Here is a 21,308-nt window from a genome sequence, read left to right on the forward strand (position 1 = left end):
AGTCTAGAATTTATTTTATTTTTTGCTTAACCATTGTGCAATTTGCAACGCAGCATCTTGACCGTCACGTACTGCCCACACAACCAAGCTTGCACCCCGAACAATATCGCCCCCTGCAAAAACGCCCTCTATAGACGTCATAAAATTCTTCCTATCAACAGATATTGCACCAGATCTTGAGGTCTGCAATGTTGGGTCCCCCCACAATTCAGACAATGGTTCAGGATCAAATCCCAAAGCCTTAATCACCATATCCGCCGGCAAGGTAAATTGGCTATTATCAATGATTTTGACACTTTGACGGCCGCCTGCATCGGGTAAACCTAATTCAGTTCTTAATGCCCTGATGGCCTCAACATGTTCAGCCCCGATAAAAGCCTCAGGAGCAGCTTGCCAAATAAATTCTACGCCCTCTTCCTCAGCATTTTTAACTTCACGCATTGATCCCGGCATATTTGCCTTATCGCGACGATATAAACATTTAACGGATTTGGCGCCCTGACGTATGGCCGTGCGTAAACAATCCATTGCTGTATCGCCACCACCAACAACAACGACATTTTTACCTTTGGCATTCATAGAGGCTGATGGACCACTTTCTTGTTGGGAATTCATCAGGTAATCCAAGGCTTGTACAACACCGTTTAATTGGGTTCCCAGTAATTTAACTTCTTTTCTTTGATAAACACCTGTCGCAATAAAAACCGCATCATGCCTTTGACGCAAGTCAGAAAAAGCAATTGTACCTTCACCACTTTTGTCCGAAATGTTTGTGTTGAAATGAAAAACAACCCCTGATTCTTCAAGCCATTTTTGACGTCTTGTAACGATTGATTTCTCTAATTTAAAGGTTGGAATACCATAAGTTAATAAACCACCTGCCCTGTCATAGCGATCATAAATGTGAACCTGATATCCTTTTTGTCGCAGCACAACTGCAGCTGCCATTCCACATGGTCCAGCCCCTACAATCCCAACTGATGGTAATAATTCCTTTACCGGGACAACAGGTTTTACCAATCCTTGTTCAAATGCATGATCGGTAATATAAGCTTCAACTGCACCAATTGTCACACTTTTAAAGCCTGGTTCAATCACGCAGCTGCCTTCACATAAGCGATCCTGAGGACAAATACGACCACAAATTTCTGGAAAACTATTTGTTTCAGAAGAAAGCGCATAAGCTTCATCCAAACGATTTTCTGCCGTTAATTTTAACCAATCTGGGATATAATTTGATAACGGACATTTTGTAGAACAAAAAGGCACACCGCATTGTGAACAACGGCTGGCTTGTGTTTTTGCTTGCTCGTCTGAAAAACGACGATAAGTTTCCAAGAAATCTTGGCTACGCTCTTCGGCTGGACGTTTATCAGGTTGATGTTGGTCAAGAGAAATAAATTTCAACATTACATTAGACATAATATTACCATCGCTTTTACGATTACAGGATCAATCAGCCTAATGTTTATGTTATTCTGCCCTTAAAGAAAAGACAGTACTACTGACCTATTATAAAAATAATTTAAATTTTCAACCATTTTGCTAGAAATATTACTTAATATATTGCTGCAATGCTTTCAACTCTGTCAAATCCTCAGAGGAACGATAACAATATAAAAACACAGGTGCCATCGTCTCGATAGAAATTGGAACGATCCCTAGCTCTGTCAAACCATTTTGTTTTCCATCCAAAACAGAATCGTATTCCATCATATTTAGCAACTCTGGCGTCATTAGCGAACCAGGCATAAATTGCAATCCAAACGCCATTAAACGAATAAGGATTGGGGAAAGCCCACTAGCGTCATTATTACGATGCAAATAACGTAATAAATAGTTAACCAATTCCCGATTGGTAAATGTTTGAGGGCCTGCTAAATCGTAAACCTTTCCTCTACAATCCTGATTTTTAATCACTTGCATAACTGCATCCGCGACATCCCCAACATATACAGGTTGCAGTCGTGTATTCACTTTATACACTGGAAAAACAGGAAAATAACCCGCCATTAGACTTAGTTTGTTTAAAAACTGATCCTCAGGCCCAAAGACGACGCTAGGGCGTAAAATCGTAGCAGCAGGAAAGGCTTTTAGCACAACTTCCTCTCCTTGCTTTTTACTGACCAAGTATGGAGAACTGCTATTCATATCTGCACCCAATGCAGAACGATGAATTAAGGTTTCAACACCAGCTGTTGCACAAAGCTGTGCTATAATTTGTGCAGCCTTGACATTTTTGCGATCTAGCTTTGTTTTATTTTGACCAAAACTTGCTTCGGCACAGTTTATGACAACCGTTGCCCCTTCGACTGCCCGAATAATCGTATTTTCTTGTTCAACTGAACAATAAAGCGGTGTAATTTGTCCCACATTTCCAAAGGGTCGAATATTGTTTACAAGCGCAGGTTGAGGAACCGCCACACGGACAACATATCCAGCCTTAACTAAACGTTCAACAATATAATTTTCAACAAATCCGTTATCACCAATAATCGTAGCTACTTTACGTATATCGCTCACCTAGGCACTCCTTAACACTATATCAAGCAATCATTGTTACTTTACATATTTATAACTTTTTAATGGTTTTTACCAATAATTTTATAAATCAAGTAAAAACTCTGTATCTCTCAATGTAAATATCAGTATAACGCAACCAACTTTTTTTGTCGGGATTGGCATTGTTTGTTATTTTATAATGTAAATCTTGTTATCTTATTGGTTCGCATTAATTTCTATAAAAAACTTATTGACCAATTTTTTAAAACTCATTAGAGATGACTTATAAGTACAAGTTACGTTGCCCAAATGGCGGAATTGGTAGACGCGCAGGTTTCAGGTACCTGTGACCGCAAGGTCGTGGAAGTTCAAATCTTCTTTTGGGCACCATAAAACAAATAAAATCAATGAATTAAAATATAGTTTGGTGTAAATTTCAAGCATCAATTGCCTGTCATGACTTCTGGCTTTGGGGTGGCTCTGTTATCCGTAATTCAATCACCTGCAAGGTGATTTAGTGCCGTTGCTAGATTAGCGGCACGTCTTGGGCCACTTGAAAAATTCATCCATATATCGTTATAAGTAAAAGGCTCCATCTGCATAGCGCCCAATGCAGGCCCCTTGCCTAACTGTTTAAGATAAGTGCTGCCCCCTGCATATCCTTCGGCAAGAAAGGTTCCTGTGACTTGGTTAATAGCGCGTGTGCCACCAAAACCTATATAATTCAATGCGGGGGGTTACGATCTCTTGTTTTAGGTGTGGAATGTAGATTCCATCTGTGACTTTACTCATGATTTTCTCCCTTTTTGATTTTTGATGATGATGTTAAGACGTTGTTTTAGTGGTGATGGTTTTGACCACTTCTGGAAAAATATATCCCTTAGTATTGGGGAAATACATCATTGATTTCAGAATGATCTGAAATCAATGATATTATAACATTTTTCTTGATCACTATGATTTAAAGGGTTTTATACAAATAGCTTAAACATATAAACAGGCACATTAACCAATTTAATTGAAACCAGCATTCTGTGCAGAAAACTAGAATTCTGTTCTAAATATACGAGTAAACTTTCTACCAAAAATAAAATTATTTGCCACGATATAGTAATAAAGTTAAATCAAACTTTACTTTTTTGTTATTACTTTTTCAGCCTCTAATACAAATGGCTTTGGTTCAAATTTACCATCTTTATAAAACCCAATTGGCTCTTTTGAGCCTTGTAAATGAGCATATACTACTGTACTTACATAATAAATTATTTGATTAAAATGAGCCTCTTTAAAAGCTTTTTTTATATTTTTTTTAGAATAACTAGCTTCAATAATCTTAGATCCATGAGCAGGAAGCAAAGTTAATTCTTTAAGTAATTCCGGCATAGGAACACCAGGGGGGACAAAATCACCAACGATTTTTCCAGTTCGAGTATCTTTTAAATAATCATTAGTTAAAAAATATTTTATTGCTTCTAAAGGTATTTCTAAATTCTGATCAGAATTATTTTTTATAATAATATTAATAGGAAATAATTTTTGACCTGAATAAATACATCGTGAATTATTAGGACAATCAATTAATAAATTAAGAATATTATCATCTCCCTTAATACCCTGAGCTGAACTTGGACCAATAACTAAAAAAATTACAACAGAAAATTGGATTATTAATTGCCATAATTTTTCAAACGAATATTGCACGTATCATTACTTCCGTTAAAAAGAACTCACATCGATAACGACTATCATCAAGAACTTTTTTAGCAGCAATTCCCAAAACCCATCCTTGTCTTTCTGTTATCTTACAACTATCAAAAACACTCATTATATTTTCTTGTGGATCTTGCTGAAGCCTATTTTTACCCTCATGAAAAGCTAAATACTTTGTTTTATCAAGAGAACCATCAGACTTGTGATATTGAACATATGAATCTGTAATTGGATCGTAACCATATTCGTCAGGTAATCCAAGAGCATGACCGAATTCATGAGCATAAGTATATGCGCGACTAAAAACACTAGGATCTGTTTCGAGTAAAAAGGTTTTCCCCTTTTCTAGACGGGGCCTAAGCTTTGTTCCATGTATAATAGGAATTTGCTTATACAATTCTATTTTATGTGGATGTCTTTCTCCATTTATAATTTTTTCCCCTTTATAAGCAAATTGAATATCAAATTCGATAGGCAATCTAATCGGATTACAAGACATATTACGGGTATCGGTTACCTGTAAAGTGAAATTTCCGTTCCATATTTTGTTAATATTTAAAATAAACTGCTTTGTTTTTTCGATATCTTGATCTGTAACACCATCCCCAATCTTAGACATTTCAAATGTCATTTTAATCAATACTTTTCCTTTAGTTTTCAAAGGAATAATCATACGATAATGTGCTGTCCACTGCGTTCTAGCTTCTGAGTCACTATATTTTCCGTTTACTAAACCTTTTCGAAAAACATCTGTAGTGTTTATTTTTACTTCTTCATCATAATCTTTTAAATCTGTATTTTCCTTTGACCAATAACCTTCAGCGGAAAATTTACCTGCTTCTCTTTGCCATGACTGTAATTTAGTTGTAGAGTTTTTTTGCTCTGGAACTCCTGAGAACTTATTTCTTTCGCCACGTTGCCAAGCTTCCATAATCTAATTCTTTCAAAATTAATTGTTTAAGTAACGGTAGATTTGGTTTAATCAGCGTTCAGTACGCTCATAACAACTTCTTTGGCACTCTCTTCACAAATACCGAATTCTGGATGATATTCAAAATAAACAGCAACAGAGCAAGTATCTTCATACTGATCTTCGGCATTAATCGATACTCTCTCGATTTTCACATCATCACTATAAAGTGGAAAGAAAATATCGCTATATTTCTCAAATTGCTCACTTGCCCAAGCGTCATTAAACCTAATGGTAAAAGCCTTAGCCATCTGTAAGGCTGCAATGTTCTTTGCCCCTACGAATCTCATTTCTATCGTAACTTCTGATCGTGCCCATAGGATTTTATGTTTATCTGTATATCTTGTTTCTGTTGTTGAAATCTGGTTTTCATCAACAACTTGTAAAATAACGTAAGGAGACTTAGGTGACGAAACTCGGTTATTTATCCCTTTAATGATTGTTAATTCGGCCCCTTTAATTGGAATAGCCTTTTCAATGAACCTCCCTACTAAGTCATACATATCTTTGTAACTCAAATTTTTTAGCTCTGGGAAAACATGATCTTCTGGAGCTTGCTACAACTTGCGAGGTTTGATTGTCTTTAGTCATTTTGAAACCTTTATTTAAATGAGAAATATACTTTGTATAAATTACGAATTGAGTCATTTAGTCGTAATTAAATGGAATTATGGCGTTGTTTGAACGAAACCGATTTATTTTTTGGGAAATAAACACAAAAAAAGCGACCTGCTTTAGGTCGCTTCGAATATCTTAAATAAAAAAGATATTAATCTATCTGACAAATAATCGTAAAATTTCTCTAATATGATCCATCTTTCTTATACCAATATATTGTTTTTGTTCGATACCGTTCCCACTTATTAACTCTATCTATAATGTGGAGATTAGCGGTGGCTAAAACAATTGTAACCCAGATCAGTCCTGTTCATTATGATCATGATCAAAGACGGTATTTACCTTGTATTGAGGTTTATGTTCGTGCTGGGTTCCCTTCTCCAGCAACAGATTATTTAGAAAAACCGTTAGACCTAACAGAACATTTAATTACACATCCATCTTCTACTTACTATATTCGTGTATCGGGTGATTCAATGATTGATTACGGAATATTTGACCGTGACTTGCTAATCGTTGATCGTTCTCTTACCCCTATATCAGGGGATATTGTCATTGTTGCATTGGATGGAGAACTGACGTGTAAATGTCTGGCATTTAAAAACAATGTACCTTATCTTCAATCAGGTAATCCCGAATATCCATCAATTGAAATTAAAGATAAGGAAACCTGTATATGGGGGGTAGTCATCCATAACATTCATTCATTTAGAAGCCGACGTAAATGATTGGACTACTAGACTGTAATAACTTTTACGCGTCTTGCGAGCGTGCCTTTAACCCCAAACTGGAAGGTCAACCTATCGGTATTCTTTCCAATAACGATGGATGCGTTATTGCCAGATCAAACGAACTGAAACCTTATGTTCCAATGGGTATGCCCGCCTTTAAAATACCACCTCATATTAAAAAGAAAATTACATTACTTAGTTCAAATTACGAGCTATATGGCGATATGAGTCAGAGGGTATTCTCTATCGTACAAGAATATATTTACGATACAGAACTATATTCTATCGATGAAGCTTTTTTGCATTTGCAAAATAAACAAAATGCTACTGAATATTGTATTGCTTTACGAAAAATTATTCACCAATGTACGGGAATACCTGTTTCAATTGGTCTTTCATTAACTAAAACCTTGGCTAAAATTGCCAATCATGTTGCAAAGAAAAATACGGATTATCAAGGTGTTTATTTTTTAAACCCTGACCATCCTGCATTTGCATCAATCTTGCAACAATTCCCTGTCACTGAAATTTGGGGCATTGGCCGTCGGCTATCTGTAAAGTTATCAAATATGGGCATTCAAACTGCTTGGCAACTTAGAAATTGCGATGCACACTTTTTAGGGAAGCAATTTTCAGTAGTCATGGAGCGCACTATTTTAGAGTTACGTGGCATCCCTTGTATAGATCTAGAAGGCACACACACCCTTAAGAAAAATATCATGACTTCTCGCAGTTTTGGAAATGCAACGAACGATTTTCATGATTTAGAAGACATCGTTCGTATTCATGCCAGTCGAGGCGCTGAAAAATTAAGATCACAACATTCTTTGGCACAAGCTGTGTTAGTATTTTTAAAAACCAATCGGTTTCACAAAATAAAATCACAATACCATCCCTCTATTGCCATTCCCCTTCTCTATCCAACCAGTGATACAAGGGAAATTATCCAAGCCGCACAAAATGGGCTGCGTCGTATATACAAAAAGAACTACCTATATCAAAAGGCTGGTATCATGATGCTGGACATCGTTGGACAAGATAAAAATCAGCTTAATATTTTCAGTAACACAAATACTGACGAAGCAAAAAAACGTAGTGAAATCTTAATGCAAACCCTTGATAATATTAATAAAAAAATGGGACGTAATAAAATCGCTTTTGGAGCAACCAAATCCACAGCATCATGGAACTTAAAACGCAACCACTTAAGTCAACGATATACGACCCGATGGGATGAATTACCTGTGGTTAAGGCTGTATGAGTTATCCATATTTTTCCTATATTGATTTTAATAGTAATGTCGAGATGTTATTTTAATAGCAGGGATTTCTACCACCTCTTTATCTTGATCAGTATTATTTAAAATAAATGAGTGTAATCATTAATAATTATACTCATATTGACGCTAGAGATGATTTTTTTAATTAACAGCTATCGCGCCATCATCACTACGCCAGGTTTTGGCAGTATCCATAAATATCCATCGACCAGTGCCTTGTCCTACAGCCTGTCCTTTATTTAAGCAATCACCACAAAATACATGATCTGAAGGGAAATGTACTGAAGCTTTAATCATATTAAATGTTTGTGTAGTTGTTTGTGCTCTAATCAATGCTACATCTTGAAGGTATGTAATTTTACTAATGGGCGCATTAATGTTTTTTGCATATATTCCATTAATACCTCGTATATTAGCACCACCAGCAACTTGTGTTCCGACATACCAATCACCATCAGTATTAGGCTGTAATATAGCTCCTATTTTATTATTTCCTCGCTCACTATGCCCCATAATTATAGAATTATTTGCAAGATGAAACGTCGAGGCACTATAAACTTCACCGTTGGCTCGAATACATAGTCCAGGAACATTCGTATCAGAAGACGTCGTATTATTACCAATTAAGCAAACCCCACCTACATTATCTAATGAATAATTAAATGAAATATATCCCATTTGAACACCACTATTTGCCTCACTATTCCAACGGGTGCCATTCACAACTAAACCCAAATCGACTTGGTAATTTTTCCATGTTTCTTTTTCTGATATGTTAGTATCATTTCTTTGAACCCACGAACGCGTAATAAGTTGATTGTTTGCGTCTAATGTTGGGGTAAAACTTTCAAAAGACGTATGTCTTCCACCTGACCTCTCTGGTGCTGCCGAACCAGGAATATAAAAATTCCAACCTTTATATTCATTTCCCCAACTCGGTATCGTATTTATAATTCCATTAGGAAGATTATTACCATTAATTAATAAACCTACACTGTCGTAAGTTGGATGATAGCATTTGCCTTTACCGTCAAATGCTGCCCCCCCACAATCAAAAGCAATTACAATACCCCTCATCGTCGCTTCATTTGATTGACCTCCATTATAATGCATATTAAATTCATCACCGTTAACATAATCAATTGAGCTATCTGGTCTAGCAATCGGATCATACGTCACATACAAATTTCTACCACCCGTTTGAGTAGGAGATCCTATCATTGCAACAGCTTCTTTGAAATTGCTACGAACAGTATCATATACAGACGTAGGAACATCCCCTTTCATCCATGAATGACCTGTTTCGTTTCCTCCTTGTATACCCCACCCATTGACTACAATACTACTTCCATCCTCAGCCACACTTTTAACTGTTGATACATAGTAATTATGGGGGTTAAGGGATTGTGCAGATGTGTGATCAAACAAACCATTATCATGCGTTCTAATATCTTTTTGCTTTACATCCAGTGAAATAGAATTCGTTGTGATATACTGATTAGGATGAATACGTGCCATCTGTTCAGGGGTAAGATATGATCCTAATGGTAAGAATATATGATTAGCATCATACGTTACTCCTTTTAAAGTTAGAATGGGTTCTACATTACTGGTTTCATCATAATGTAAAACAGTATCAAAAGAAGGATCATTCGCTATGTTTTCAATAGCAGTTAAATTTCCTGTTAACGCAGCTCTAGAATTAAAAACTGAATTGTTGGTCATTACCGTACAAGTCAGACAACCAAGATCCATCAACCCATCAGGATGCCCTCTCAATATAATAGAAGAATTTGAACCATAAGCAGCAAGTTTACTTGCTGGGGTTTCTGGCCCACCATCAGCAGCTTCTATCCTCTGCCCCCCTAATAATAATGAATGAGGGTTGATATAAGGATCTATATTCTGACCTGGAGATTTATAGTTATTTTGTGTCCCACCAATAGAGAAAACAGGCCCCATTAATACTTGACTTTGATAATAATTATTGGGTGCACCCATCGCTGTAGACAAAGAAAAAATACTTACTTGAAGTAATATTACACATAAAATTTTTTTCATTAAAATATATCTTATTTAAAATTGATATTTTTATTTATAATATTATACTATAAAGTAATATTCTTTCAAATAAATAATTAAACTATATTTTTATCTACACATTTCAATCAACAATATGCTGCACTAATGTTACAGAATTGATATCGTCTAGCTTAAAGGCAACATGTTTTGGTCCATTTAGCATCGGTTTCTTATAGTTGGCACAAGAGTTCAAAATAAATTTCACGACATTGCTATATCTCTCTTGTGATCAAAATACAAAGCAGTACAACAACTGTAAATACTACAGCCATAATAATGGATTCAATTTTATCTGGTATTATACCCGATAAATAGCATTACCTGCGTTAATCAACGTTAATTAAATCATACCATTATCCTTTTCCATAAAACAACTTAGTGAGTAGATGAATATATTTAAGAAATGCAGACTTTTAGACTCAATATATCCTCCAAATATGATTTATATTACCTCTTAATATTCATGGTGTATCTGATACATAAATTAATAGGGTAACTTAACAGGGCATTTCGTTTAAATCTCTAGAGTTTTTTTACTTTACAGTTTCCAAAATCTTCCCTAAATTAACCGCAACTTTAGGTATAAAATAAATAGAAATACCTATAATAATTTAAGACTTTTTATGAAATTTAAATTTTTACCTTCTATTTTTATCCTATATTGTTGTTTCGTATATTCCCCCGTATCTTTTGCAAATACATATACCATTCAACGTACCCCTATTTGGCAAAGTAGTACAAACACGTCCACCCAACAGTTTATTATCTCAGGATCAGAAAATAACTATACTATTTCTTTAATTTTGATGCCTCAGCGTTATGCTATTCTACAAGTTTACACACAACGAAAAGATCAACTCCTAAATCATACTGCTCTAACACTGACATTGACTATAGGGCAGCAAATTATAAAACTTCCTAAATCAACTCTTAACATGAGACCTGGTTACTTGATTTTTAACAAAAGCCTTTCAATTATACAACTCAAGGAGTTTTTGCATGAACTGACATCAAAAGATACCGCCTATATTACCTATAACCACGATATTATTCCTGTTTCATTGGCGGGAACCAGTAAAGTTGTAACTGCTTTACTTAAGTATATTAACGACCATAATATCAGTAACTTACCTACTCCTTTTACCCAAGAACGTAATTTTATAACTTCATTTTATTTTCCTAGTATTTCCGAAAGTAAAAATAAACTATTATATGGTATGGGTGTATTGACTCTGTTGTTTTTCTTAACGAAACCATGCTGGAAATTATGCAAAAAATTACTAATTCTATTGATTTTTTATTATAAAAGAAGAAAAGCCACAAAAATTGCTAATCGTGAAATACAAAAATACGCAAAAATATTATATATTAGAAGGGATCAATTAATTTATACTGATGAATATGGTTCATTAATAAAAGATAAGTGGTTCCAAGAAATTAATCGTTTTATCAAAACAAAAATAAAACCTCTTTTACACGAAACAAAATTAGAATCTTTCTACCCTTACATTCAAAAATCAATTTTTAAGACAATTGTTCAAACAGCCAAAAACTTTCCTCGCTCTGCCAATCAGAAAGTTAAGAGTAAAAATAAACAACGTCATATATATTCTCCGAAAATGAAACCCTTAGATTACGAAGCATATTGCGCTGATCTATTATGTCAAATTGGATGGGATGCACAAGTTACAACAGCAAGTGGTGATCAAGGTGCAGATGTGATTGCTATGAAAAATGATGTTATCCTTATTCTGCAGTGCAAATTATACAGCAAGCCTGTCGGTAATAAAGCCGTTCAAGAGGTGAATGCTGCCAAAAGTTTTTACCATGCCCATTATACTGCTGTTGTATCTAATGCACCGTATACAACGTCTGCTCGACAACTCGCATCTTCTACCCATGTTGCTTTACTTCACCATGAGTTATTACAAGAATTTGCACTTTCGTTACGTTAAACTACATTTCTGGTATCTTAACCAACTAAATTTTTAATATTTAATAAAATACCTATAGTATTAGCCATCCCGCTTTTGTCCTCTGATAAAAATAAATACCATTCATACTAATAATAATTGTCGCCTTTTGAATAATTTCGTATTTATACGACAAAATAAGAGCGGGTAAAAAATATTTTTAAGTTACTGAATATAACTTTTACAAATTACCAAGCATAATACTATAATCAGTATCAAATCTTCTTCCACTAAATTTGAAAGAAATACCTGCTATATTCATAATAAAACAACAAAATTTATAAATATTACTATGATTTTCTATAAAAAAAACTTACATCTAATTTATTTATTATAAATTAGATGTAAGTAAACATAGTGTAAATGCGTAAATATACAGATAGAAAAAGCAATCTGTAATAGTCAATATACCACCCTTTGAAATAAAGTAAATAGCAAATACTACTTTTACGATTAACTATTATGTCATAATAAATTGTATTCTCTAGCTATTTTTTTCTATCGAGATAATAACTATTTTTAAAACCTATGGTTGTAAAAATTACAATATTAAAATGGTTAACTACTCACAAATATAATGTTATCAATAATAGTTATATAAAAGTAAGTAAAATCAAATTTTATTTATTTCAAACGAAAATAATAAAATACATACCCCATCATTTCCCTAGGAACTTTTACAAAATCTTCCCAAGTAAAGTAAAAAGGTGCAGCGTTGCCCAAACACTTAACTCCAGCCATGTTAAAAGCTAATTTAATACGCGCAATATGATAATATTGAGAAATAACAATAGCACATTTCATATGATGATCATTCATGTATATTGCTGTATTTTGCGCAGTTGCACGTGTATTCACCCCTTTCCCGTCATTTATAATGTTCTTTTCAGGGATACCATGATCTATCAAATATTGTTTCATCACAACAGATTCATCATGTCCCTCTATACCTGTTCCACCGCTAACCAAAATGTAAGGAGCATAACCGTCATCATATATTCTTATGGCCTCATTCAAACGTGCAACCAACGCTTCGCTCGGATCGCCGTCCGGAAAAACTTTATTACCCAGAACAACAATTAAATCAGCATTGAATGTATTATTACGCAAACCACATACAATTACTGACAAAACCAAAAATACAAAAACAAAGAAAATAGCTGCAAGCCACTTTTTTTTATGATTTAGAACCATAGGAAAATCCATCTAAAAAACTTAATTTAATATGAATATCTAAATCATTTCTTTATTAAACGCACTATATATAATAATGAAATTCAATTGTCCCATCTTTTTCCAAAAAAAACTTAAAGAATAAAATTTATGAATTCATTACAAATAATACGTGTAACTCTTGACGAGTTACCTCAATTACAAGACATAAGCAGACAAACTTTTTTTGAAACTTTTGCCTCTTCATGTTCTATAAGCGATATGCAATCCTATCTAAACAATAATTTTGAACGACAACAATTATCTACTGAAATCAAAAATGAAAATTCTTGCTTTTATTTTGCAATATATAACCAAAAATTAGCAGGATATTTAAAAATTAACTTTAATTCTGCACAAACTGAATTTAAAGATCCCAAGGCACTCGAAATAGAGAGGATATATATTTTACAAAATTTTCAAAAACAACGTTTGGGTCAATCTTTACTTCAACATGCTATACAAATTGGCAAGCAAAATTCTCTGCATTATATCTGGCTTGGTGTATATGAACATAATAACAAGGCAATTCAGTTTTATAAAAAGAATGGTTTTCGTTCTTTTGATAGTCATGTTTTTATGGTCGGAAATGATAAACAAATAGATATCTTAATGAAACTGGACTTGTAGACGACAAGTTACCTCGCAACGATAGGTAAATCTAAATCACATATTATATATACTTTTGGTAAACATGCCTAATGGCATAATATCTTGCCCACAATCATTATGGTACGTTCTGGTTTAAAAAAATTATTCCTACCTTACACAAAATCATTTTTCATCATAATTCATCGCTTGGTTTAAATTAAGGAATTTATTCCTATTTATAATAAATATCGGAATAAAAGACGAATGACATAAGCGAATAAATATGAGTAAAAATGTTCTATGAAAAACCAAGTTTTACTAGATAAAATACATAATATTCTTAAAGAAAAACAGGTAAAACCTAGTCGAGCAGGTATTAATGCAGGATTAGGTCCTGATTTTATCAGAAAACTTAAAAACGCCAAAAATTCACCCAAGGCAGAAAATCTTTTTAAATTAGCAAAAGCATTAAATATAGACGTTAATTATTTTTTAGATCCCATTGACCAATCCGTTCAAAAGGAATTGCAAAATCAACCTGTTCATAATGAGAATGACGAAGATACAGAGATATATGCCATACCTACAGAGACAATTTATGTTCGAGGCGAACTGAATGCAAAACAATGGAAGAAGAATAAAGATTGGCCTCCATCTAGATATATCCCCTTAACAATACCAAAAGATTCTAGATTCTTATCCACTTCTCGTTATGGATTAATCATCAAAGATGATTCTATGAATTTGCTCTATCCCACAGGATCAATAGTAATCGTCACCCCTTTTCAAGAATTAGAACGTTTACCAGAAAATGGCGACTGCGTCGTTGTAACTAAACATGATTCTTTATATAGTCATTATGAAATGACATTAAAAATTGTTCAAATCAGGGAAAACGGACAGTTCTTTCTGTGGCCAAAAAGTGACAATCCTGAGTTTTTACAACCAATTATTCTGCCAAAACCAACCCTTAAGCATTATAGTAATACCTTAATCGGTAATTTGGACGATCCACCTACAATTGAAATACAAGCACTGGTTACTGGTTGCTATAACATAGTCGAGAAAATATCTTTTTAGCAAAATAGGAAATAATTCCTATTAAATAATTGATTTTGGAAAATTTTCCATATATAATTTATAAACCACGCAACTCGGGAGGATATAGATGTATATTATTATCCCAGCTTGAGCATCTATCAGGATAATTTCATTTATCCGCCTCCCTTCTTTAATAACTACTTTAAGTGTAAAGATTCATTACAATACATTTTGTTAATGTAATATTGCTATTCTGTATTAAACAGTATCGATTAATATTATAACAGAATCAAACTTAAAATAAAAAATTGACTTTTATAATGATCAGTAAAAATCGTACTTTAACCCCTCATTTCTTAAGATTGCGGGATTTATTTTTCGTTATGTAATTTTTTGAAAATATTAATAAGCAATCCCCGTATATATTTACTTTAATTAAATTGTAATACTAACAAACGCTACTGGAATAGATTTGATGCGTACGTATTGTTACGAATTACAAAATTTTTCTCTAAAAGAAAAATTTTTCTTGCCTCTTTGAAAAAATTCGTTATGTTCTGTTTTATATAAAGGCAATCTTACTGGAGAGATGGCCGAGCGGTTTAAGGCGCACGCTTGGAAAGCGTGTGTGCGTTAATAGCGTACCATGGGTTCGAATCCCATTCTCTCCGCCATAAAGTAATATAACGTATCGCTTTGACAATTTACCTTTAAACTAAAAGTTTTTTTCAATACAAAATCTATTTCGCTATATTTTGTTATTAACATAAGGCACAAGACGAAAAGATTTAGTTACATTATGTAATTCCAAACAATTATTATAGTTTTCTGTTGTGGTCAAACCTTTTATCTGAAGGGCTTGATCTTATTGTTTCGGTTGTTATAATTAATTTATATTTCTAACATTGGTAAATTTCTAACAATTTCATTAATTTTAAAGCTGACAATAAATACACATAAAAAAACTCTAAAAGATATTTTGCATTTTTTATGGTCTCGATTGCCCAGTCACTAGCATTGTTTGTAATCTCTGTTTTTTTATTATCAATAACACTTTGGCTTTTCGTAACCCTTTCAGAAGCAGATTTACCATTGACAATAGAATCATATGCTACCTTTGAAATATTTGTAATGCTGTAATGTGCTTATAAATAACGGCAATTTGACATCTTTTTACCAACTTTATTATCAGGGCAAATAGTAAATCTATTAATCTCTATGCAACTGTCTCGCGTCCACTCGCTCATACTTTAACTAGACAATGACGAGCTAGAAACTAAATATAACACCATTATTACGTGTCCAGCCATCACCACAACGATTTATCATCAACGTTACTCTGCATCAAAAGCCATTTTTTTAATCTTGCAATATCTTTTAAGGCTTTCTCAGCATATTTTATCTATTTATTCGTTGCTGTCATTATAATATAATGAGAAAAATATTTCTTGCCTGATGCTGTAAAAAACTGTCTATTTGGCTTTATCTAGTCTATAATTTACGTTGAACGACATGATATTTATATCTAACGTTACTGCAACTAGGTCTATTCCAACATTGCTCTCGTTAGTAACGTTTAACTCATTCCCACGATTAACCACCCAATCAACATTAAATAGAGCATCTATATATTATCTTTTACAATGAGATTTTGTTTTTAAAATATTGCACTATCAGGTAATTAAAACTGGCTCCTTAGCTTCTTTAATTTCTTGTTTGTTGACAGAATGTGCAAGTAAATTTTGTAATGCTATGGGCATAGGGATAGTTTTAGATCAAAAGTAATATAGAAAAAAGATAAATGTTTTCTGATCTTGCCATATCGCATGAAAACTCTATGAATACAAATTACAGTTTTATCTAAAAGATTATAGTGAACTTAATTATCCCCTTTACGAAAACCGCTTTCAAAATAAATGTCCCTCTTACGTTCTCAACTATCTTAACATTCTAGTAATTATAAAAAATAATAGAAGGTTCTAAACTTATAAATAAAATGCTTAAAGAAAGCATGTTTTTAAAAGAATCATATTTAATTTTATGGGGGTAATATTGTATAAAATGGCGGAGAGGGTGGGATTCGAACCCACGGTACGCTATTAACGCACGGCGGTTTTCAAGACCGCTGCCTTCAACCACTCGGCCACCTCTCCATTTTGTAAAAACTACATATCCGATTTTCTTATGTCTTGGCAAGCATAATTTTAAGATTTTGCAAAATTAATGTATATCCTCTTTGGTTTCATCTTCTTTATCACGCAGTTTTGCACAGTATCTGGCCAAAATTGTCACGACAAATAATTGAATTTGATGAAAAATCATCAAAGGTAAAACGATTACCCCAACTGCTGACGTTGGAAATAGAACATTCGCAATCGGAACCCCAGAAGCCAGCGTTTTTTTCGATCCACAAAAAACAATACTGATTCGATCAGCCAATGAAAAACCTAATACTTTACTTATTAATGCCGTGATCCCTAAAACCAAAAATAATAGCACCGTATCAATACATAAAACATAAACCAGTTGCTCGACATCCAGTTTATGCCACAGCCCCATATTAACCGCTTCGCTAAAGGCACTATAAACAACAACTAAAATAGATCCCCTATCGGAAAAAGATAAAAGACGCTTGTTACGTAATGCCCAATCCCCAATCCATGGCTGTAATAATTGTCCAATTATAAAGGGCAATAATAATTGGTACACAATATCTAAACTGCCGCCTGGTTGTAAATGTCCTTGGTTACTGCTAAAAATAATACCAACTAATAAAGGGGTGACGAACACCCCTAATAAATTAGATGCCGTTGCAGAGCAAATTGCAGCGGGTACATTTCCCCTAGCAATGGATGTAAACGCAATAGAGGACTGAACCGTAGACGGTAAACAGCACAGAAAAATCACCCCACTCCATAATCCAGGCATCAGCAGATGGGGAAAAAGTAAATGCAACATTATTCCCAATATTGGAAACATGATAAAGGTGCATACAAAAATTAATAAGTGCAGTCTCCAATGTAATAATCCCTCAAGCATAGCACCACGAGATAATCTCGCACCCTGTAGGAAGAACATAAGTGCAATGGCAATCGTGGCCAGATGATCAAAGAAAATCACGCCTGAACCATAACAAGGGAAAAAACTGGCCAACAAAACTGTTGATATTAAAGAAATAAGAAAAGGATCAACCAATTTTAACATTAAAACATAACCTTAAAATAAAATAAAATAAAATTGATGAGCTGTTGGAAATGTAAATATTCCTTTAATATTCCACAATTCCTTTATATAATTTGTAAGCAATATCAATAATTACTGTAAAAATTAACATTATGAATAAGAATATCGTTCTACCCATATTATTTGGAATGACTTTTACCTTTTCCCTCAATCCTTACCAAGCCCATGCATCACAATCATGGCACAGTTTTTGTTCAAATATTAGTAGTAACTCTAGCCAACTTGGTACAAATTCATTGACTGCTGATAATTACGTTGTTCAAGCATCTGATAATCCAACTGTCAAGATGATTACAAAGGAATTAACAGTAAACAAAAATAATCTTGATTTGTCTAATGATCAATTTCAAAGAATAACCAATGTAACCTCAACAGGAATATTGGCGATCGTATTAAATCATCAAATGAAAGACTGTAATAAACAATATTACAGTGACACATTCAAACCTCTTCTAGACAATTCAAAAGATAATGAAAAAATTAATTTTACGTGGCGTAATGTAACCCTACGCAATAATAAAATATCGTATAAAATCAGCCAGATTTTTATGCAGATCACAAAGCAAGGTAATAACGTTAATGCACAAGTTCGTTTTTCTGGGCTTGTGACCTCTCCTCAATATTCAAAAAACAGTGCATTCATTCCAACCCAAGGGGATGTTAATTTTACAACAACAGCCCAAACATTTCCGATACTTCTGGCTGCAACCAGTAGTAGTAATAAAGCAACCAATTCACAAATTCCAGTAACCATCAACAATCTTGTCGTCAGCAATGCCCTCAGCACTATTACAGCGAACGGCACGGTAGAGCTAAATAATAAGGCCAGATTAAAAGCTGCTAAAGGTGTAATTACCATTCGTGATATGCAAGCCTTGATTGATGCCAGCAGCAACATAAAGAATACAAAATTAAAGACAGGCTTGATTTTGGCCAAATTTGCGGGCACATCAGCGGGTGACAATGTTTTAAAATGGAATATACAATGGCAAGGGAATTTATTTAAGGTTAATAATGTGCCTATTCCCATATGGTAGACAGATTCACCTACAGACACCCCATCTGTAGGAAAATCCTTAAATGGTGAAATCTTTTTCTGGTTTGTGACCAAAACGATTATATTCGTCGCTGGGATAATTTACAGCGATCAGTAAAATTAATTGAAATATATAATTTATATACATATATGGAAATGGTACAATTAATAAAATTAGCCACCATCCTCTTAAATTTAGATCGTGTAATCGTCGTATACATAAACAAATTGAAGGCACAATACTAATTAAAGCATAAATTGTGAATAACAGATGGATATCAATATAAAATCTATAAATATAAATACGATAAATTAACGCTAATAATTCATCAATAATGAACAATGTTAATAAAATAAAGGCATTAAGAATTGCAAAAGACCAAAAACCTAATCGGTTGGTTCGCCCTTTGTAAGTTGCATAGTGATAAAAGGCATCTAGCCACCCCTTTGGCATTTTTTTAATGTTGATTAGAATTTTTTGAACTTCCTGATGCATTGATTATCCGCGCCAAATAAAATTAAAAATTATGGCTGCCAATAACAGCACCAATAATGGTGATAATACTAAGTATAAGTAATATCCAATGCAACCTTTGCACTTTAATATATGTCTTTTCAGGCTGCTGAACAGACATGACTTTTAACTTTTTATCCAAAATAAAAGGTTCTAAGATGAATAGCATCGCCATGAAAATCAGCCATACCAATACCATAGCATGCATCCACCAAAAATTTGGATACTCAAAACGATTCCACATACCCATACGCCATACCATATAAAACCCAGAAAGCCCTGCTAACAAAACCACAATACGGGCTTGCATTGCAAATCTTGACTCGATTTTATGAAACATTTCTAACCGATTATTGACAGGGAAGTATCGTTTAATTGTTGGTAACAATACTGTTGTTACCATACAAACTCCACCAATCCAGATAACGATAGACAAGACATGTATAAAACGAGCAATAAGAAGATCATTCATTATGGTCTATCCAAATTCAACAATATTTTGATATATTAAATTATTATATTTTATTCAGATTATATATATTAATTGCTGTTAAGAATAGAATTATTATAAGCTTTTACCTTAAATATTGCGATGTCACTTCTTACCAAAAGCCAAATTGATAGTATATGCTTCAAAACACATATTATCAATTTGACATGTCCACAATCTCTTAATTATTTATGATTTTGAAAATTTTTCAAAAATAATGAAAAAGCATAAGTATGCTGACGACGATTGGGATAATATAAATAATATCCTGGAATATAAGGACAATAATCTTCTAATACTCTTATAAGACGCCCCTGCTGTATAGCCATATTTACTTCATCTTCAGGGACATAACTAAAACCAAAACCATCAAATGCTGCCTGTAACATTTGTGTAATTGTATTACAAATCAGCTGCCCTTCAACATGTACCTTTACTTCTCTTTGATTAACCTCAAACTCCCACGCAAATAAACCACCAGAAGTCGGAAGGCGCAAGTTAACACATTGATGTTGCAATAAATCCTTTGGTTTTTTGGGGATTGATTTTCTTTCTAAATAGGCAGGGGATGCAACAACTGCCATGCGCATAGCTGGGCTAATTGGAAAAGCAATCATATCTTTATGAACCAACTCACCAAATCTTACCCCTGCGTCATATTGTTCTTTCACTATGTCTTTTAAAGCAAAATCAACATCAATTTCTAGTTTAATGTCGGGATATTGACGCAAGAACCCTCTTAACTTAGGCCATACAACAAAATTTGCGGCATGCTCGTCTGTGGTGATACGAATGGTTCCTGCTGGTTGTTGTTTAAATTCAACCACCCTATTTAGTTCTTGCTCCATCTCTTGTATTCGTGGGGCAATGTTTTTAAGTAATAACTCTCCAGCTTCTGTTGGTGCGACGCTTCGAGTGGTGCGCATCAATAAACGAATGCCTAAACGTGCTTCTAAATTACGCATGGTATGACTTAATGCAGATTGAGAGACGCCTAACTTGGATGCTGCCTTGGTAAAACTACGCTCTTTGGCTACGACTAAAAAAACTAAAAGATCATTAATGTTTTTTTGCAGCATGACTTCTGAACCCAATTAATAAATATAAAAAGCAATAGGAAGATATATAGGTATTAAAATAAAAAATACTATACAATAAAAAGAACTTTGATTTAAATTTATTACACAGTGACAATTTTATTTTATAGAAATATAGTTACTTTTATATATGAATAGGGCTTGTTTTACTCAACTTAAAAGATAAAAAAAACTATTTACTATCCAAATAGTAAATAGTTTTCATAATATTTAATATA

General features: G+C 33.6%; 18 protein-coding genes and 3 tRNA genes. 8 read left to right on the forward strand and 13 right to left on the reverse strand.

The genetic code is table 11. The features are described from left to right. Positions 1–15: 15 nt before the first annotated feature. The gene (locus tag QJV27_RS03530) at positions 16–1,422 is read right to left on the reverse strand and encodes an NAD(P)-dependent oxidoreductase (RefSeq protein WP_281447597.1); all 1,407 of its coding nucleotides are present in this window, start codon (positions 1,420–1,422) and stop codon (positions 16–18) included. Between the two features lie 132 nt (positions 1,423–1,554). Continuing rightward, positions 1,555–2,523, reverse strand: a complete 969-nt coding sequence (locus QJV27_RS03535; protein WP_281447598.1) for a complex I NDUFA9 subunit family protein — start codon at positions 2,521–2,523, stop codon at positions 1,555–1,557. A 282-nt stretch (positions 2,524–2,805) separates the two neighbouring features. Here QJV27_RS03535 and QJV27_RS03540 point away from each other — a divergent pair. Further along, a tRNA-Leu gene (locus tag QJV27_RS03540) sits at positions 2,806–2,892 on the forward strand. Between the two features lie 104 nt (positions 2,893–2,996). On the opposite strand, the gene QJV27_RS03545 is transcribed toward QJV27_RS03540, so the two are convergent. The 4 genes from QJV27_RS03545 to QJV27_RS03560 all read right to left on the reverse strand — a co-directional run bounded on the left by QJV27_RS03545 (position 2,997) and on the right by QJV27_RS03560 (position 5,685). Next, positions 2,997–3,230, reverse strand: a complete 234-nt coding sequence (locus QJV27_RS03545) for a hypothetical protein (protein WP_281447599.1) — start codon at positions 3,228–3,230, stop codon at positions 2,997–2,999. 403 nt (positions 3,231–3,633) lie between these two features. Next, positions 3,634–4,203, reverse strand: coding sequence for a hypothetical protein (locus QJV27_RS03550; RefSeq protein ID WP_281447600.1), 570 nt, complete (start codon positions 4,201–4,203; stop codon positions 3,634–3,636). Next, on the reverse strand, positions 4,187–5,143 hold the full coding sequence (locus QJV27_RS03555) for a hypothetical protein (RefSeq protein ID WP_281447601.1): 957 nt from the start codon (positions 5,141–5,143) through the stop codon (positions 4,187–4,189). The genes QJV27_RS03550 and QJV27_RS03555 overlap by 17 nt, the downstream gene beginning before the upstream one ends. A 47-nt stretch (positions 5,144–5,190) precedes the next feature. Continuing rightward, complete coding sequence (locus QJV27_RS03560; RefSeq protein WP_281447602.1) at positions 5,191–5,685, reverse strand: phage neck terminator protein; 495 nt, start codon at positions 5,683–5,685, stop codon at positions 5,191–5,193. A 390-nt stretch (positions 5,686–6,075) separates the two neighbouring features. On the opposite strand from QJV27_RS03560, the gene QJV27_RS03565 reads away from it, so the two are divergent. Both QJV27_RS03565 and QJV27_RS03570 read left to right on the forward strand, forming a co-directional pair. Continuing rightward, positions 6,076–6,528, forward strand: coding sequence for a LexA family protein (locus QJV27_RS03565; RefSeq protein ID WP_281447603.1), 453 nt, complete (start codon positions 6,076–6,078; stop codon positions 6,526–6,528). Continuing rightward, positions 6,525–7,793, forward strand: a complete 1,269-nt coding sequence (locus QJV27_RS03570; protein WP_281447604.1) for a Y-family DNA polymerase — start codon at positions 6,525–6,527, stop codon at positions 7,791–7,793. The genes QJV27_RS03565 and QJV27_RS03570 overlap by 4 nt, the downstream gene beginning before the upstream one ends. A 159-nt stretch (positions 7,794–7,952) precedes the next feature. Here the strand turns inward: QJV27_RS03570 and QJV27_RS03575 are convergent, their stop codons facing one another. After that, positions 7,953–9,872 carry a hypothetical protein gene (locus tag QJV27_RS03575; protein WP_281447605.1) on the reverse strand — a complete coding sequence of 640 codons (1,920 nt, stop codon included), beginning with the start codon at positions 9,870–9,872 and terminating at the stop codon, positions 7,953–7,955. A 644-nt stretch (positions 9,873–10,516) separates the two neighbouring features. Here QJV27_RS03575 and QJV27_RS03580 point away from each other — a divergent pair. After that, a complete protein-coding gene (locus QJV27_RS03580; RefSeq protein WP_281447606.1) occupies positions 10,517–11,848 on the forward strand; it encodes a restriction endonuclease in 1,332 nt (443 codons plus the stop codon). A 642-nt stretch (positions 11,849–12,490) separates the two neighbouring features. On the opposite strand, the gene QJV27_RS03585 is transcribed toward QJV27_RS03580, so the two are convergent. Next, positions 12,491–13,060 carry a YdcF family protein gene (locus tag QJV27_RS03585; protein WP_281447607.1) on the reverse strand — a complete coding sequence of 190 codons (570 nt, stop codon included), beginning with the start codon at positions 13,058–13,060 and terminating at the stop codon, positions 12,491–12,493. Between the two features lie 129 nt (positions 13,061–13,189). Here QJV27_RS03585 and QJV27_RS03590 point away from each other — a divergent pair, with 129 nt between their 5' ends. The 3 genes from QJV27_RS03590 (at position 13,190) to QJV27_RS03600 (ending at position 15,384) form a co-directional block, all read left to right on the forward strand. Then, entirely contained in the window at positions 13,190–13,708 is a 519-nt protein-coding gene (locus QJV27_RS03590) for a GNAT family N-acetyltransferase (protein ID WP_281447608.1), read from the forward strand. A gap of 261 nt (positions 13,709–13,969) precedes the next feature. Then, on the forward strand, positions 13,970–14,749 hold the full coding sequence (locus tag QJV27_RS03595; protein ID WP_281447609.1) for a LexA family transcriptional regulator: 780 nt from the start codon (positions 13,970–13,972) through the stop codon (positions 14,747–14,749). Positions 14,750–15,293: 544 nt separating this feature from the next. Continuing rightward, positions 15,294–15,384: transfer RNA gene (locus tag QJV27_RS03600), tRNA-Ser, on the forward strand. Positions 15,385–16,772: 1,388 nt separating this feature from the next. On the opposite strand, the gene QJV27_RS03605 is transcribed toward QJV27_RS03600, so the two are convergent. Both QJV27_RS03605 and QJV27_RS03610 read right to left on the reverse strand, forming a co-directional pair. Beyond that, positions 16,773–16,863 (reverse strand) — tRNA-Ser (locus tag QJV27_RS03605). A 67-nt stretch (positions 16,864–16,930) separates the two neighbouring features. Further along, a complete protein-coding gene (locus QJV27_RS03610; protein WP_281447610.1) occupies positions 16,931–17,914 on the reverse strand; it encodes a bile acid:sodium symporter family protein in 984 nt (327 codons plus the stop codon). Positions 17,915–18,045: 131 nt separating this feature from the next. On the opposite strand from QJV27_RS03610, the gene QJV27_RS03615 reads away from it, so the two are divergent. After that, a complete protein-coding gene (locus tag QJV27_RS03615) occupies positions 18,046–18,990 on the forward strand; it encodes a hypothetical protein (protein ID WP_281447611.1) in 945 nt (314 codons plus the stop codon). Between the two features lie 39 nt (positions 18,991–19,029). Here the strand turns inward: QJV27_RS03615 and QJV27_RS03620 are convergent, their stop codons facing one another. From QJV27_RS03620 to QJV27_RS03630, 3 genes are all read right to left on the reverse strand, one after another. After that, complete coding sequence (locus QJV27_RS03620; protein ID WP_281447612.1) at positions 19,030–19,485, reverse strand: DUF805 domain-containing protein; 456 nt, start codon at positions 19,483–19,485, stop codon at positions 19,030–19,032. Positions 19,486–19,507: 22 nt separating this feature from the next. Continuing rightward, positions 19,508–19,975, reverse strand: a complete 468-nt coding sequence (locus tag QJV27_RS03625; RefSeq protein WP_281447613.1) for a hypothetical protein — start codon at positions 19,973–19,975, stop codon at positions 19,508–19,510. A 203-nt stretch (positions 19,976–20,178) separates the two neighbouring features. After that, complete coding sequence (locus QJV27_RS03630) at positions 20,179–21,072, reverse strand: LysR family transcriptional regulator (protein ID WP_281447614.1); 894 nt, start codon at positions 21,070–21,072, stop codon at positions 20,179–20,181. Positions 21,073–21,308: the final 236 nt, after the last annotated feature.

The organism is Commensalibacter oyaizuii, assembly GCF_029953265.1.
Lineage (GTDB): Bacteria > Pseudomonadota > Alphaproteobacteria > Acetobacterales > Acetobacteraceae > Commensalibacter > Commensalibacter oyaizuii.